The 12108-nt window shown below is 70.7% G+C and carries 12 protein-coding genes; 6 read left to right on the top strand and 6 right to left on the bottom strand.

The window, feature by feature from the left end:
* Positions 1 to 29: 29 nt before the first annotated feature.
* The 3 genes from AB0B64_RS39280 to AB0B64_RS39270 are packed head-to-tail and all read right to left on the bottom strand — an operon-like array spanning position 30 to position 2964.
* Entirely contained in the window at positions 30 to 725 is a 696-nt protein-coding gene (locus AB0B64_RS39280) for a sigma factor-like helix-turn-helix DNA-binding protein (protein ID WP_357954200.1), read from the bottom strand.
* On the bottom strand, positions 695 to 1813 hold the full coding sequence (locus AB0B64_RS39275; RefSeq protein ID WP_357954202.1) for a hypothetical protein: 1119 nt from the start codon (positions 1811 to 1813) through the stop codon (positions 695 to 697). Before AB0B64_RS39275 ends, AB0B64_RS39280 begins: the two co-directional genes overlap by 31 nt.
* On the bottom strand, positions 1810 to 2964 hold the full coding sequence (locus AB0B64_RS39270; protein WP_358184210.1) for an ATP-binding protein: 1155 nt from the start codon (positions 2962 to 2964) through the stop codon (positions 1810 to 1812). The genes AB0B64_RS39275 and AB0B64_RS39270 overlap by 4 nt, the downstream gene beginning before the upstream one ends.
* A 304-nt stretch (positions 2965 to 3268) precedes the next feature.
* On the opposite strand from AB0B64_RS39270, the gene AB0B64_RS39265 reads away from it, so the two are divergent.
* Together AB0B64_RS39265 and AB0B64_RS39260 are read left to right on the top strand one after the other, a co-directional pair.
* Entirely contained in the window at positions 3269 to 4099 is an 831-nt protein-coding gene (locus tag AB0B64_RS39265) for a SpoIIE family protein phosphatase (protein ID WP_358184208.1), read from the top strand.
* Positions 4100 to 4288: 189 nt separating this feature from the next.
* A complete protein-coding gene (locus AB0B64_RS39260) occupies positions 4289 to 5347 on the top strand; it encodes an ADP-ribosylglycohydrolase family protein (protein WP_358184205.1) in 1059 nt (352 codons plus the stop codon).
* 170 nt (positions 5348 to 5517) lie between these two features.
* Here the strand turns inward: AB0B64_RS39260 and AB0B64_RS39255 are convergent, their stop codons facing one another.
* Both AB0B64_RS39255 and AB0B64_RS39250 read right to left on the bottom strand, forming a co-directional pair.
* Positions 5518 to 6513 carry a maleylpyruvate isomerase family mycothiol-dependent enzyme gene (locus tag AB0B64_RS39255; protein WP_358184202.1) on the bottom strand — a complete coding sequence of 332 codons (996 nt, stop codon included), beginning with the start codon at positions 6511 to 6513 and terminating at the stop codon, positions 5518 to 5520.
* Between the two features lie 62 nt (positions 6514 to 6575).
* Positions 6576 to 7454 (bottom strand): helix-turn-helix transcriptional regulator, encoded by an 879-nt coding sequence (locus AB0B64_RS39250; RefSeq protein WP_358184200.1) that lies wholly within the window; start codon positions 7452 to 7454, stop codon positions 6576 to 6578.
* A 199-nt stretch (positions 7455 to 7653) separates the two neighbouring features.
* Between AB0B64_RS39250 and AB0B64_RS39245 the strand changes: the two genes are divergently transcribed.
* The 4 genes from AB0B64_RS39245 (at position 7654) to AB0B64_RS39230 (ending at position 11434) form a co-directional block, all read left to right on the top strand.
* Positions 7654 to 8130 carry a hypothetical protein gene (locus AB0B64_RS39245; protein WP_357954213.1) on the top strand — a complete coding sequence of 159 codons (477 nt, stop codon included), beginning with the start codon at positions 7654 to 7656 and terminating at the stop codon, positions 8128 to 8130.
* 44 nt (positions 8131 to 8174) lie between these two features.
* A complete protein-coding gene (locus AB0B64_RS39240; RefSeq protein ID WP_357954215.1) occupies positions 8175 to 8672 on the top strand; it encodes a hypothetical protein in 498 nt (165 codons plus the stop codon).
* A 69-nt stretch (positions 8673 to 8741) separates the two neighbouring features.
* The gene (locus AB0B64_RS39235; RefSeq protein ID WP_358184197.1) at positions 8742 to 11141 is read left to right on the top strand and encodes a M48 family metalloprotease; all 2400 of its coding nucleotides are present in this window, start codon (positions 8742 to 8744) and stop codon (positions 11139 to 11141) included.
* The gene (locus tag AB0B64_RS39230; RefSeq protein WP_358184194.1) at positions 11117 to 11434 is read left to right on the top strand and encodes a hypothetical protein; all 318 of its coding nucleotides are present in this window, start codon (positions 11117 to 11119) and stop codon (positions 11432 to 11434) included. The genes AB0B64_RS39235 and AB0B64_RS39230 overlap by 25 nt, the downstream gene beginning before the upstream one ends.
* 61 nt (positions 11435 to 11495) lie before the next feature.
* Here the strand turns inward: AB0B64_RS39230 and AB0B64_RS39225 are convergent, their stop codons facing one another.
* Entirely contained in the window at positions 11496 to 12044 is a 549-nt protein-coding gene (locus tag AB0B64_RS39225) for an N-acetyltransferase (RefSeq protein ID WP_358184432.1), read from the bottom strand.
* Positions 12045 to 12108 lie beyond the last annotated feature (64 nt).

The following is a 12108-nucleotide window of genomic DNA, read 5'->3' as shown; positions in this document are numbered from 1 at the left end:
CCATCGAGAAGGGGTCCCGTACGGCTCTCCTAGGTCGCCTCTCCTGAGCGCGCGGCCAGGGAGGTGTAGACGGTCACCTCGTCAGGACTGACCAGGCCGTCCTGGATGGCGCAGATGAGCAGCTTCTCCTTGGTGGGCGCGGGCCGCCCCGCCGCCGCGTACTTGACGCGGGCCCGGTCGATGTACTGGCGTACGGTCCGCTCCTTGATCCCCATCCGCGCGGCCACCGACGCCTTGGACATCGACTGGAACCAGAACAGCAGCGCGGCCCGCTCCTTGTCCGACAGCTGCGGCCGGTGCGGGCCCTCGTCGGTCGCGATCGCCTGCGCCATCGGCGGCGTCATGCTCGGTTTGTCGGCGGCCACCTCCAGGATGGTCTCCAGGCAGGACTCCCGCGTGGCCCGTCCCTTGCCGATGAACGCCGAGGCCCCGGCGTCCAGCACGGCGCGCACGATCTCCGGCTCCTCGTGCTCGGAGAAGACGATGACCCGCTGCCCGCCGCCGCATAACTCGGCGACCCGGTCGACGACCAAGGTGCCGTTGAGGTTGAGATCGAGCATCAGCACGTCGGCGGCCACGCCGCGGACGGACTCGATCGTGGACCCCTGGGCGACCAGGCGCACCGGGCCCGGCGGGCTGAACCACGACCTGACGCCGTCCACCACGACCTGGTGATCCTCCACCAGGGCGACGGTCACGGGCCCTGCCAGATGCTGTTGACCCATAACTCCCCTCCCTGCCGCTGATAGGTGACGACGACGCCGCTCGGCTCGTGTACCGGGGTGGTGCTGATGGGCAGATCATCATTGTCGGCCACGACGGCCACGCTCATCATCGTGGACATCGCGGACACGGTGACCCTGGCCCGCGACCTGGCACCGTCCAGTGCCCGGATCGGCGCTCTGAGCAGGTCCTCGCGTACACCCTCCGGCAGGTCGGGCAGGTTCTCGCCGAACGGCGGCGCCGTCACCAGGACCTGGCGCCGCTCGGCCGCCTCGATGCGCTCGCGCAACGCCGACACCAGCGCGTCGGGCACGTCCTCCCGCTCGGTGATGAGGCGGCGCAGCCGCATGGCGCCGGCCGTACAGTCCGCGCGGACGCGGGGATCGCCGGGATCGGCGCCGTCGGCCAGCTGCTTCAGCAGCGACTCGGCCACGTCGCGGATGGCGTCGTACCTGCGCAGCCGGTCGGCGTGGATGCTCCGGGCGGACACCCGCCAGGCGTCGTCGGCGGCGAGCCGGCGGGCCAGCAGCACCGCGTCCTCGGCGCGCACGCGCAGCGTGTGGCAGCCGGCCAGGTAACCGAGCTGGAGGGTGATGCTGCCCACCTCGACCATCAGGTACTTGGCGATGGAGACACGGTCGAGCGTCCCGGTCGCGGCCATCGCCGCCAGCATGATGCCGGCGTTGGCGGCGAGGAAGACGAACAGCTCGCCCCGCCCGCGCGGCCGGTTCCACAAGAGCATGACTCCGAGCCAGCCCACCGAGCCCCAGCCCCAGTTGATGGGGCCGATCAGGTCCTTCGGGTAGCAGGCCACGATCACCGCGATGTCCAGGGCCAGCACGGGCACGGCGAGCTCGCGTCCCCGGGCCGGGCCGCTGGAGGTGCGCAGCAGGGCCACGGCGGCCAGCACCGCGATCGCGGTGTAGAGGAGCCAGGCCGCCGCCGCGACCACCGGCCAGCGGAAGTCGTACCAGCCGGTGATCGTGACCGTGAGGTCGTAGCCGGTGTGCCAGAGCATGGCGATCATCACGGCGCCGATCGCGGTGTAGCGGGCGTAGCGCTGCGCGACCTGTTCGATCTCTTCGGTCACGGCCGCCACCACAGGCTCACCCTGGTGCCCTGGCCGCCGGAGGAGATCTCGGCGCCGCCGTTCGGCAGGGACCGCATCGTGTCGAGGATCGAGCCGCGCACGCCGAACCGGTCGGGCGGCAGCCGGTCCTGGTCGAACCCCCGGCCCTCGTCGGCGACCTCCACGCGGATCTCGCCGTCGCGCCTGCTGGAGAGCAGTTCCGCTTCGTGTACGCCGGAATGCCGGGCGACGTTGGCCAGCGCCTCGGTGACGGCGCGGGCGAAGCTCTCCGCGACCTCCCCCGGCACCGTTTCCGCCGTCAGGCTCCGGTGGACCTCCAGACCCGTGACCCGCTCGGCCACCTCGTCCAGCAGGGCGTCCAGGGCGATGGAACCGGCGGCGGCGCGCGGGGTGTCCCGCAGTTTCTCCAGCGCCGACAGGTCGCTCGCCGCCTGGCCGCGCAGGGTGGGCGAGGGCTCGTCGTAGGTGCCCAGGCCGACCATCGTCAGCGTGTGCAGTGACGTCTCGTGGATGCTGCCGACCTGCCGCAGCTCGTCCTCGCGCCGCAGCCGCTCCACCATGAGCGTGATCTCCCTGCGCGCACTCTCCCTCAGGAAGGCGTCCGCCGAGGCGGCCGAGCGGCGCAGCAGCATCATCAGCACCACGATGGAGAGGATCTGTACGACGTGCGTCCCCAGAGTGATGCTCACGTCCTGGGGAGGGGAGGCGAGCCGGGCCCCGGCCAGGTACGCCCCCGACACGGCCAGGCCGGTGGGGACGGCCACCTTGGGCGGCCAGGCGACCCCGGCGACGACGATGGTCATCGTGACCAGCCCCGCGATCCAGCTCGCTCCGTCCTCGAGCGCCTCCCTGGCCACGAGGTGGCGCTGCGAGAGGCACAACGTGATGGTGATGGCCACGTCACCGGCCGCCAGCCACTTGGGCAGCAGCTCCCCGCGCCACACCAGGCGGGCGAACAGCGCCGTCCACACGAGGTCCACCGCCAGCATCGGCACCAGCCACGCGACGGAGACCGGCGGCACCGCGCCGAGCGCGGCGGCGACGACCGCCACCAGGCCGACGGCGACACGGGCCGCCGCTCCTGTACGAGCGATGGCCTGCTCCAACTGCCTGGCCGCCGAGTCGTACCTCGTGGAACCGGGGAGAGCCATGCGCCGTCCGCTCGCGATGGGAGCACAAAACGGGTCTCACGATAACGCACCGAATGTGAACGGATCGGCTTTCTCCGGTCGTGGCGGCGGATGGGGTCATGGGTCCGCATTGCTGTTTCCTCGGGCCGGCTCTACTGCGGGATGCACCGCGTCCTACGCACCCTGAACCCCCGGCCACCGCGCCGCATGACGGCCGATCGGCCGTCAGTCATATCACCGCGCGCGAGCGTGTACTGGGGCGCGTGTCGCGATGACCGCGGCTACGGGGGCACATGTCGCGATGACCGCGACGAGAGGGGACCTCATGACCTTCATCGTGATCGCGATCCTGATCACCTGCCTGTCCGTGATGGCGATCCGTGGTCAACGAGGAACCTGGCCGCCCGGGATGCCGGTGGCACGGCCGCGATTGTCGGCGGTCGGCGGTACGTACGAGGGCTCGCACGGCCGGCCGTCCGACGCGTACGTCATCCAGGAGCGGCTGATCGCGACGGCCAGCGGCGGGCAGCTCGGCGACCACGATGGTGGGCAGGGCGGCGGGTGGGGTGGCGGGCAGCTCGGCGACGTCTCCGCCGCCGCTGTGGCCCTGGGCGCCGTGGTCGCCGCCCGGCCTCGGTACGGCGCGGCGCGGAAGGTGGACATGAACGGCTGGGCCCAGGCGGTACACCACTCCGTGCGCACCGCCGCCCAGCTCGACCCCGCCACGTCCGGCCTGGTCAACACGCTGGATCTGATCATCCTCGACGCGGCGGACAGCCCGTGCCTGCGTTTCGCCCATGTCGGGAACGGCGCGATCTGGCACTGCCCGAAGAGCGCACGGCCGCAGCCGCTCACCACGTCGCACTCCTTCGAGGACGGCTCACCGTACTCCTTGGACGACGGCTCGCCGCAGCGCGGGCTCGGCCTGGCGTCCGCCCTGTCTCCGCAGGTCGGCACCGTGTCCCTCCGTCCTGGTGACCGCGTCGTCATCATCACGAACGGGGCGATCCGGGCGCTCGGCGCCTCGCGAATGACGGAACTCTTCGCCGGAGGCCCGTCACCCGCCGCCTGCCTGGACAGGGTGTTCGACGAGATGGCCGCCGTGGAGCCGAAGGACGACGCGACGGTGGTCATCGCGGACTTCGTCACCACCTGAGGGGTTTCGCGACGGCCGTGGGTGACCTCACCGGTCTGCCGGTCTGCCCGTCCGCTGGTCTGCCGGTACGGCCGATCCGCCGATCCGGCCGATCCGCCGGTCTGCCCATCTGCCCGTTCGCCGTCCGCCGTCCGCCGTCTGCCGGGAGGCCGGTCGGGAGGAAGCGGCAGGAAGTGGCAGGATCTTCCCATGGACTTCCGGGATCGAGTTCGAGGCTGCCTGCTCGGTGGGGCGATCGGTGACGCGCTGGGGGCGCCGATCGAGTTCCAGTCGCTCAGGGAGATCCGCAAGCATCACGGCAAAGACGGTATTTCCGGGTATGTAACCGATTGGCGTGGCAAAAGCGGACTGGTCACCGATGACACGCAGATGACGCTCTTCACCGTGGAGGGCCTCACCCGCGCCGAGTCCCCGGCCGACGCGGTGGAGTCGGTACGCCAGGCGTACCAGCGCTGGCTGGACACCCAGGACTATCCCGCGGCTCCGCCGCCGGACGGTCCGCATCGTACGGGCCGTTTGCGCGAGGAGGGCTGGTTGTACTCCCGGCGGGCACCCGGCAACGCCTGCCTGTCGGGCCTGCACCGGCACTTCCCCGGGCCGGCGCCCCTCGGCGAGCCAGGCCCGGTGAACCCCGATTCCAAGGGGTGCGGAACGGTCATGCGCTCGGCCCCGTTCGGCCTGGCCGTCAGGGACCCTCGGGCCGCGTTCGAGCTGTCCGCCGCCTGCGCGCAGATCACCCACGGGCATCCGACCGGCTACCTGGCCGCCGGGGCATTCGCGGCGATCGTCGCACTCCTGGCGGCTGGGCGACCGCTGGCGCACGCCGTACAGGATGCCCTGAATCTGACGTCGACTTACCCGCGGCACGAGGAGACGACAGGCGCGCTCCACGCCGCGGTCGAGCTGGCCCGCGGCGGCGAGCACACGCCGGAGGCGGTCGAATCGCTCGGCGGGGCGTGGGTGGCCGAGGAGGCGCTGGCCATCGGGGTCTACTGCGCGCTGGTGGAGCCGTTGGTTGAGCGGGCAGTAGAGCGGGGGGTGGAGCCATCGGTTGAGCGGGCAGTGGAGCGGGCGATGCTGCGGTCGGTCAACCACTCGGGAGACAGCGACTCCACGGGCTCGGTCTGCGGCAACTTGCTGGGCGCCGTGCACGGGACCGCCGCGTTCCCCGCCGCGTGGTCACGACCGCTGGAGGGCCGGGAGACGATTGAGCGACTCGCGGACGAACTGTCGACCACGTTCGGCTGATCCGCCCACAGTGCGGTGCGGCAGCCCTCCTGCCAGGCTCCGTCGGCCATGTGGCGGCCCTCCCCGGCTCCGTCCGCTGTGCGGCGGTCCTCGTCCCAGGCTCCGTCGGCCGTGCGGTGGTATCGCTCCCAGGTATGGAAGTCAGTCGTGGAAGTCGCTGACGAGAGCCGTCAGAGGGCGTAGTTGCGCAGGACGGCGAGCGCCTTGGCGCCGTACGGGCCCGTCGCTTTCAGCGTCGAGTCGGCGGGGGCCAGGCGGTGGGCGCCGACACGGCAGAAGTCGGCGGCTGGGCCTGTGACGGTAGAGGCGGCGGCGGGGTCGCCGAAGCGCCAGAGCTCGCCGTCGGGTGAGGTCAGCTCACAGTAGACGGGCCCACCCTCGATGCCCGCGACGTCGAAGGCGTACGGCAGGGTGCGGTGGCCGAGCCAGGCGATGTGCCGCAGGCGCGCGGTGTCGGGGTATGGGATGCCGAGGGGCGCGGTGATGTCGTAGGCGTGGGCCCAGTGTTCGGCCAGCCGGGTGGTGGCCAGGGTCGCCGGGGACAGCGGGATGGCCACCCAGGACAGACGGGTACCCTTGGGCTGGGCGCGTAGGGCGTCGGGAATGGCGAAAGCGGCCCTGCGCCAGCGGGCCAGGAGATCGGCGGGGGCGATACCCCGCTGAGCGGCCACCCTGGCGTCCGCCGCCGCATCCACCCCTCTACCGGACTCGCCTCTACCGGACTCCCGACCGGAGGCGCCGTTGGTCACGGGCTCCCGACTCAATACACCGTCGCCGGACTCGCCGCCGGACGCGCCACCGTCCCGACCGGCAGGGCCACCGTCCCGACCGAGCACACCGCCCGACTCCCGACCGGGAGCGCCACCGTCCCGACCGGGAGCGCCGTCGGATTCCCGACCGGGAGCGCCGTCGGATTCCCGATCGGGAGCACCGTGGGACTCCCGACCGGGCACGCCGTCGGCGGCGGGCCTGCGCCTGATCGTGACGTCCTCGCCAGCGAGCGAGGCGGCGGCGCGTTCCTCGCTCTGGGCGAGGTGGAGGACCACGTCGGAGACGGTCCAGCCCTCGGCGGCCGACGCGTGGGACCACTCGGCGGGGGTGAGACCGGCGAGGACGGCGTCCAACTGCTCGTACTCGGCCTTGAGGTCGTCGAATATGTCCGTCATAGGCAACAACAATACAGAACAATGTTCTGCCATGGGTGAAAGGCGCCGGGGCGGCCGACGGGTCAGATCAGGCCGAGGTGGCGGGCGCGGTTGACGGCCAGCAATCGGTCGTGGCAGCCGAGCTTGCGGTAGACGTTCTCCAGGTGCTTGCGGACGGTGCGGACGCTGATCCGGCGCATGCAGGCGATCTGCTGCGCGCTGAGCCCGCTCGCGACGAGAGTGATCATGTCCAGTTCGCGGCTGGTCAGGCCGGCGCGCAGCCGCATCTCGTCGCGCTGGGCGCTGTCCCATTCCGGCGCGATTCCCGGCATTTCCAGTGCCCCCGCTACTCCCGGCGCTCCCGGTGTTCCCGCTGCTCCAGGCATTCCCGCCGCTCCAGGCGTTCCTGGCGCGCCGGGCATTCCCGGTGTTCCCAGCGTTCCTGGCGCTCCCGGTGTGTAGATCCGGTCGAGCAGTGTCAGAACCGGCTGGAGCGCCTGCGCCACCTCCACCTGAGTCTGGCTGAAGTCGTGGCCGGAGCGGTTGACGGCCCATCCGCGGCCGCCCGACGGCAGCCACGTACCGACGACGATGGCGAGCTGGTGCCGGGCCTGCATCGGGACGAACAGCTCGCGGTAGACGCGGTGCGACCGCCAGGCGCGTTCGGCGAGACAGTCGCTGATCCGTCTCGGGGAGACGTCTCCGGGGTGGTCGAGGTAGTGGCGGACGAGAGGGTGCTCGTCCATGACGGCGGCGAGCAGATCGATCGAGATCTCGGCGTCCGGCGGGTCGAACCAGAGCTCCACCGAGTGGGCGGAGAGGTCGAGATTGTTCCAGCCGGCGACATCGCCGTCGAGGGCGGAGATGAGGCAGGCGGCCGCGGCGGCCAAATAGGCGTCGCGGCCGGGCAGGTCGCCGAGTTGATAGCTCAGCTCCATAGGGTTCATCAATGAGCGGCCCATGTCCGCCTCCTCCCCCTCGGACTACGTCAAAGAGCGTATTCCGCGACGCCGGATCCGGTCCGCAGAATATGGGGAAAGGGGAGGGTGAATCATGGCGCGGCAGACAATTCGGTCGCGGTTCAGCGGAAAAGCAGGGGCGACACCAGGAATACGCATAAATGCTGAAATAGACCACTCTGACGGGTTTCACGCGCGGAGCGTGGGGCGGTCCAGGCACGCCGACGGTGTACGGCTCGGAATGGCGCTCGCGTGCGCCGCAGTTCTGGCGACGAGCGCCTGCGGTGGTCCCGGCGACGGGGGCGGCGGCTCGTACATCCCCACGGTGCGGACGAACGTCCCCACTGTGCGGACGAACGTTCCCGTACAGCCTGAGCAGGCATTTCCCAGGTCGGCCGTACCCGCTGAGCTCCAGGGGACCTGGAGCGGCGGAACGTCCGGCGGCACCGCCTACGGCTCGGTCACCCTCGGCCCCGAGGGAGATCTGATCATCGCCAAAGGCGGGCTGCGATGGGCGGGCACGGTCGTCGTCGAGCGAACTCAGATGACCTTCTACATTCCCAACACCGCCCCTCGGCGGGAGTCGTGGTCATGGCAGGGCTGCCAGGATCCGGCCGGTTTTGGCTATCCCTATCGGACCCTTTTCCTGAGCGGTTATAGCTATGTTCAGGATTGCTAATCCCGAGTCGAAGATGAAACGTCTGTGCGAAATGTGGAACGGAGATGAACGGCATCGGTGATTTCGGTCTTGCGGACCGCGATCTGCTTCAGGAGATCGCCCGCGAAACGGTGAGACGCGCCGCTCCTGAGGAACTGCCGCTCTTCCCGATGGTGGCGACGGTCTACTTCGACCGGGGCGGCCGTCTCCCAGCCGGGCGGGCAGGACGCGACGAGATGCTGGGGTTCGGGCTGGAGTCAGCGGTCATCCTGCTGACGCCCGTGGTACTCCCTGTCGTCTCGGCGATCCTGGACCAGCTGGCGCAGGACGTCGCCCGTGTGGTGACCGATCGCGGCAAGGATGGGCTGCGCCGGGCGATGCGCGCTCTGCTGCGCCGCACCGCCGAGGCCGAGAACGACGCCCTGCCGCCGGTCCCGGAGCTGACCCCGGAGCAGCTCGCCCGGGTGCGCATGACGGCGCTCGAAAAGGCCCGCCAGATGGACCTGCCGGAAGACAAGGCCGAACTGCTCGCCGACGCCGTCATCGGAAGCCTGGGCGCATGAACAGGCTCCCGCTCGGCCCCACCGAAAGCCTCGGCGCATGAACAGGCTCCCGCTCGAAAGCCTGGGCGCATGAGCGAGCGCCCGCTCGATCCCTTCGCCGTGCCTTCTCAGACCGCGCTGCGATTTGTGCTGTTGATGGGCTCGATCGTCGGTGCGGGCGTGTTCGCCTTCAACATCCTCTACTTCAGCTTGTCGCCGCAGGGCGCGAGCGAGGAGCGGACCTACTCGCGCTGCTGGGAGGTCGCGCCTGGGACCGAGGGCTCGGACATCGGGGCGGTCGCCGGCCGGTTCCTCACATGCGTGGCGCCGTACGAGCAGGCCAAGGCCGTCTGGGTGGCGGGCGGGCTCGCGCTGCTCTTCCTGGTGGCCGGGCTGATCTACTGGTACCTGCCCGCCTGGCGGATCCGCCGGCTCGGGCTGCGGCCCCTGCGGGCTGAGGACGCTCCGGACCACGTACGCGAACTGAACGACCTCGTGACCGTCGCGGGCCTCGCGCGGCGCCCCACGTACCTGTGGCGGCTGACCGGCTCCGTCGGCGGGGTCGCCTTCGGCCGTTACGGCCGCCGCTACCTGGGCCTGGACGCCGGCCTGGTCACGAAACTGGTCACCGACAGGACGGCCTTCCGCGCGATCGTCCTGCACGAACTCGCTCACCTGCGCAACGCCGACGTCGACAGGACGTACCTGACGGTGGCGTTCTGGCGGGCCTTCGTGATCGTCGCTCTGGTGCCGGTGACGGTGAGCCTGGCCGACGAGCCGGATGGGGCGTCCCTGGGGGTGGTCTGGCGGCTGTTGTTCCTGCTCGCCGTGGTCTACTTCACCCGGAACGCCGTCCTCCGATCGCGCGAGACGTACGCCGACGTGCGCGCCGCCAGGTGGGAGGGCGGGGCGGGTGGCCTTGAGGCCGTCCTGAGCGGTCGGCAGCACGACGATCCCCCAAGCGGCGGTTCGAGGCACGGGCTGCCGCCGTGGCGCGGGCAGCCTCCACAAAGCGGACTGTCTTCACGGCGCGGGCCGCTTCCGTGGCGCGGACCGTTTCCGTGGGGCGGGCTGGTTCGGCGGCACTTCGAGCCGCAGGTCCGGCTGCGGCTGCTGCGGGATCCGGAGGCTGTTTTCACGCCGGGCTTCTGGGAGTCCTTCGGCGCCGGGCTCGCGACGACCATCGTGTACGGCAACCTCGCCACCCTGCTCTGGCTGGCGGTACCCCGGCTCGACGCGCTGGTCAACCGGTGGCTGTCGGCGCTGCTGTTCGCGCCGCTCGCGATGGGCGTGGTGGCCGTCGCCGTCTGGCGCTGGTCGGCGTACCGGGCGGTCAGGGGGCGTGCACGGTCCCGGCTGGCGTACGTGGGGCTCGGGCTGGGGCTCGGCCTGGTGCTGGGGCAACCTCTGTCAGCGTCGAGCGCCATCACCGGATCTTGGAGTGGGACGGGCGACATCACCCCCCTGCTCTGGCTGGGCTCGGCGGCGGTCACCGTCGCGTGCGCCTGCCTCATCGTGCGGTGGATCGCCACCACGGCGGCCGCGTGGCTGCCCGTCATCGCGAGGGTGCCGATCGGTGTCGCCGTGGTGCCGATCATCGTGGCGGCCAGTTGCCTGTTCGCGTGCTGGTTCGGCGTCCAGCTCCTGGCGCTCGAGGTGCCGGATCTCTCCCAGTTGCCGGCGGGCGACTATCTCCAGGCGAGCGGGCTGAACGGCACCGCCACGGTGAATCGGGCCGGGCCTTGGTGGCTGTGGCTGACGCTGAACCATCCGCTCAGCCAGTACTTCTCGCGGCAGGGGGTGATCGCGGCCGTGCTGGTCGGGGTCTGGGCCGTTCCGCTGGGCGCGTGGCTGGTCAGGCCGCCGGCCCACGGGTGCCCGGACTGGCTGACCCGCCTCACAAGCCTGACCCGCCCGCCGCTCGTGCTCGCCCGGCCGGCCGCTGCCATCCGGCCGGCGGTGCTGACGGGCGTGGGCGCGGCGCTGGCGTACGCGGCGTCGCTGCTTGCCATCCGTTTCCTGGCTCACCAGGCGTACACACCGGCGCAGCGCGCCCTGCCCGGCTTCGCGTTGCTGTTCAACCATTGGCAGGTGTCGCTCGCCATACTGCTGCAGGCGGTGGCGGCCGCCGTCGTGGCCTGCGTGGTCACTCTCAGGCGGCAGCGCTTCGCCGTCGTCCTGGGCATGATGGCGGCGTTCCTCACGGGCGCCGTCGGCGCGCTCGTCATGCCGTCGACCGGCGTACTCGGTGGCTGCCTGGACGCCTTCAGTCTCAGACCCGGTCCCTGCGCGTGGGACGTATCACTGTCCGCGGTACGCCTCCCGCTCGGACAGGTGACTGTCGTCGGTCCCTCGCGGCCCTGGTCGCCGCCCTGGTCGTCCATTGGTTGGCCAGAGCCGCGTCCGTCGTGTCCAGGCGCCCCTCCCCCACCGCTCCCGCCGCCGACATCTCACCCATCGTGCCCATGGCCATCGCCGTCGCCGCCCTGACCGTACTGTGGACCCCAGAAACCGTACGAATACCTCCCGAACCACCGCCCGCCAGCCTCCGACTGGATCCAGCGGCCCTGGAAGCCTGCGCCCTGCTCCACCGCCTGCCAACCGGCACGCCTGGTCAGGACGAGGCGCGGGCCACCCTTCTCGCGCTTCTGGACGCGGCCGACCGCTCGACCCATCCGGTGATGACGGACGAGGCACTGGCGCTGCGTCAAGCGATCGCCGACGGCGACCCCCAGGCGTACGCCCTCCACCTGCGCCGCCTCACGGCCCTCTGCCCACCCTGACGGACTCCCGATCCAGCCGCGTCGGCGAGGTGAAGATCACGTCAACGCCTGGGGCTGTGACCTAGTTGTCAGGGTCACGGAGACCAACGGCATCGTGCTGCCAGAATGGCTGCGAGTAGACCAACGTCCCGATCATCCATGGCTCGTACGCGGGAAACTGGATCACCTGAAAGGCCGCGTCGGGAATGCGCAGGGACGGTCTACGAAAACCATGGACGCCCCCTGGCTGGAAGCCGAAGCGATGGTAATAGCCCGGGTCGCCTTCGAGGAAGACGAGGGGGACAGAGCGTTCGGCGAGCATCTCCAGGCCGCGCCGGACCAGGGCCGATCCGACGCCTTGCCGTTGATATTCGGGCGCCACAGCCAAAGGGCTGAGAACCTGCACCTCGACCAGCCGCCGCGGCGCGTCGAGCAGGCTCGGGGTGAACATGATGTGGCCGATGACCCTTCCGGCGTCCTCGGCCACCAGCGAGATGCCCGTGTCAGGGGTGATCGTGCCACGCAGGGTATCCACGAGGTCGGCCACGAGGGCTCCGTGGTCGCCGAACGCCTGCAGATGCACCGTCCGCACGGGTTCTCTGTCGCCCTGCCGCTCATCGCGAAGATTCATTTCCCGGACAGTAGAGCACTGGTCCGTGGCGAGCATCCGAATTTTCGCGACGACGGCGCAGGGG

Source organism: Nonomuraea sp. NPDC049129, assembly GCF_040648495.1.
Classification (GTDB): Bacteria; Actinomycetota; Actinomycetes; order Streptosporangiales; family Streptosporangiaceae; genus Nonomuraea.
Note: the sequence above shows the minus strand (reverse complement) of the source record. Positions and strands in the feature narration are given on the sequence as shown.

Bases quoted from the DNA above. Each gene is read 5' to 3' on its own strand.
- AB0B64_RS39280 (WP_357954200.1), bottom strand. From the start codon at position 725: ATGGGTCAACAGCATCTGGCAGGGCCCGTGACCGTCGCCCTGGTGGAG.
- AB0B64_RS39240 (WP_357954215.1), top strand. From the start codon at position 8,175: ATGAACGGCATCGGTGATTTCGGTCTTGCGGACCGCGATCTGCTTCAG.
- AB0B64_RS39255 (WP_358184202.1), bottom strand. From the start codon at position 6,513: ATGACGGACATATTCGACGACCTCAAGGCCGAGTACGAGCAGTTGGAC.
- AB0B64_RS39270 (WP_358184210.1), bottom strand. From the start codon at position 2,964: ATGGCTCTCCCCGGTTCCACGAGGTACGACTCGGCGGCCAGGCAGTTG.
- AB0B64_RS39265 (WP_358184208.1), top strand. From the start codon at position 3,269: ATGACCTTCATCGTGATCGCGATCCTGATCACCTGCCTGTCCGTGATG.
- AB0B64_RS39235 (WP_358184197.1), top strand. From the start codon at position 8,742: ATGAGCGAGCGCCCGCTCGATCCCTTCGCCGTGCCTTCTCAGACCGCG.
- AB0B64_RS39260 (WP_358184205.1), top strand. From the start codon at position 4,289: ATGGACTTCCGGGATCGAGTTCGAGGCTGCCTGCTCGGTGGGGCGATC.
- AB0B64_RS39250 (WP_358184200.1), bottom strand. From the start codon at position 7,454: ATGGGCCGCTCATTGATGAACCCTATGGAGCTGAGCTATCAACTCGGC.
- AB0B64_RS39225 (WP_358184432.1), bottom strand. From the start codon at position 12,044: ATGAATCTTCGCGATGAGCGGCAGGGCGACAGAGAACCCGTGCGGACG.
- AB0B64_RS39230 (WP_358184194.1), top strand. From the start codon at position 11,117: ATGGCCATCGCCGTCGCCGCCCTGACCGTACTGTGGACCCCAGAAACC.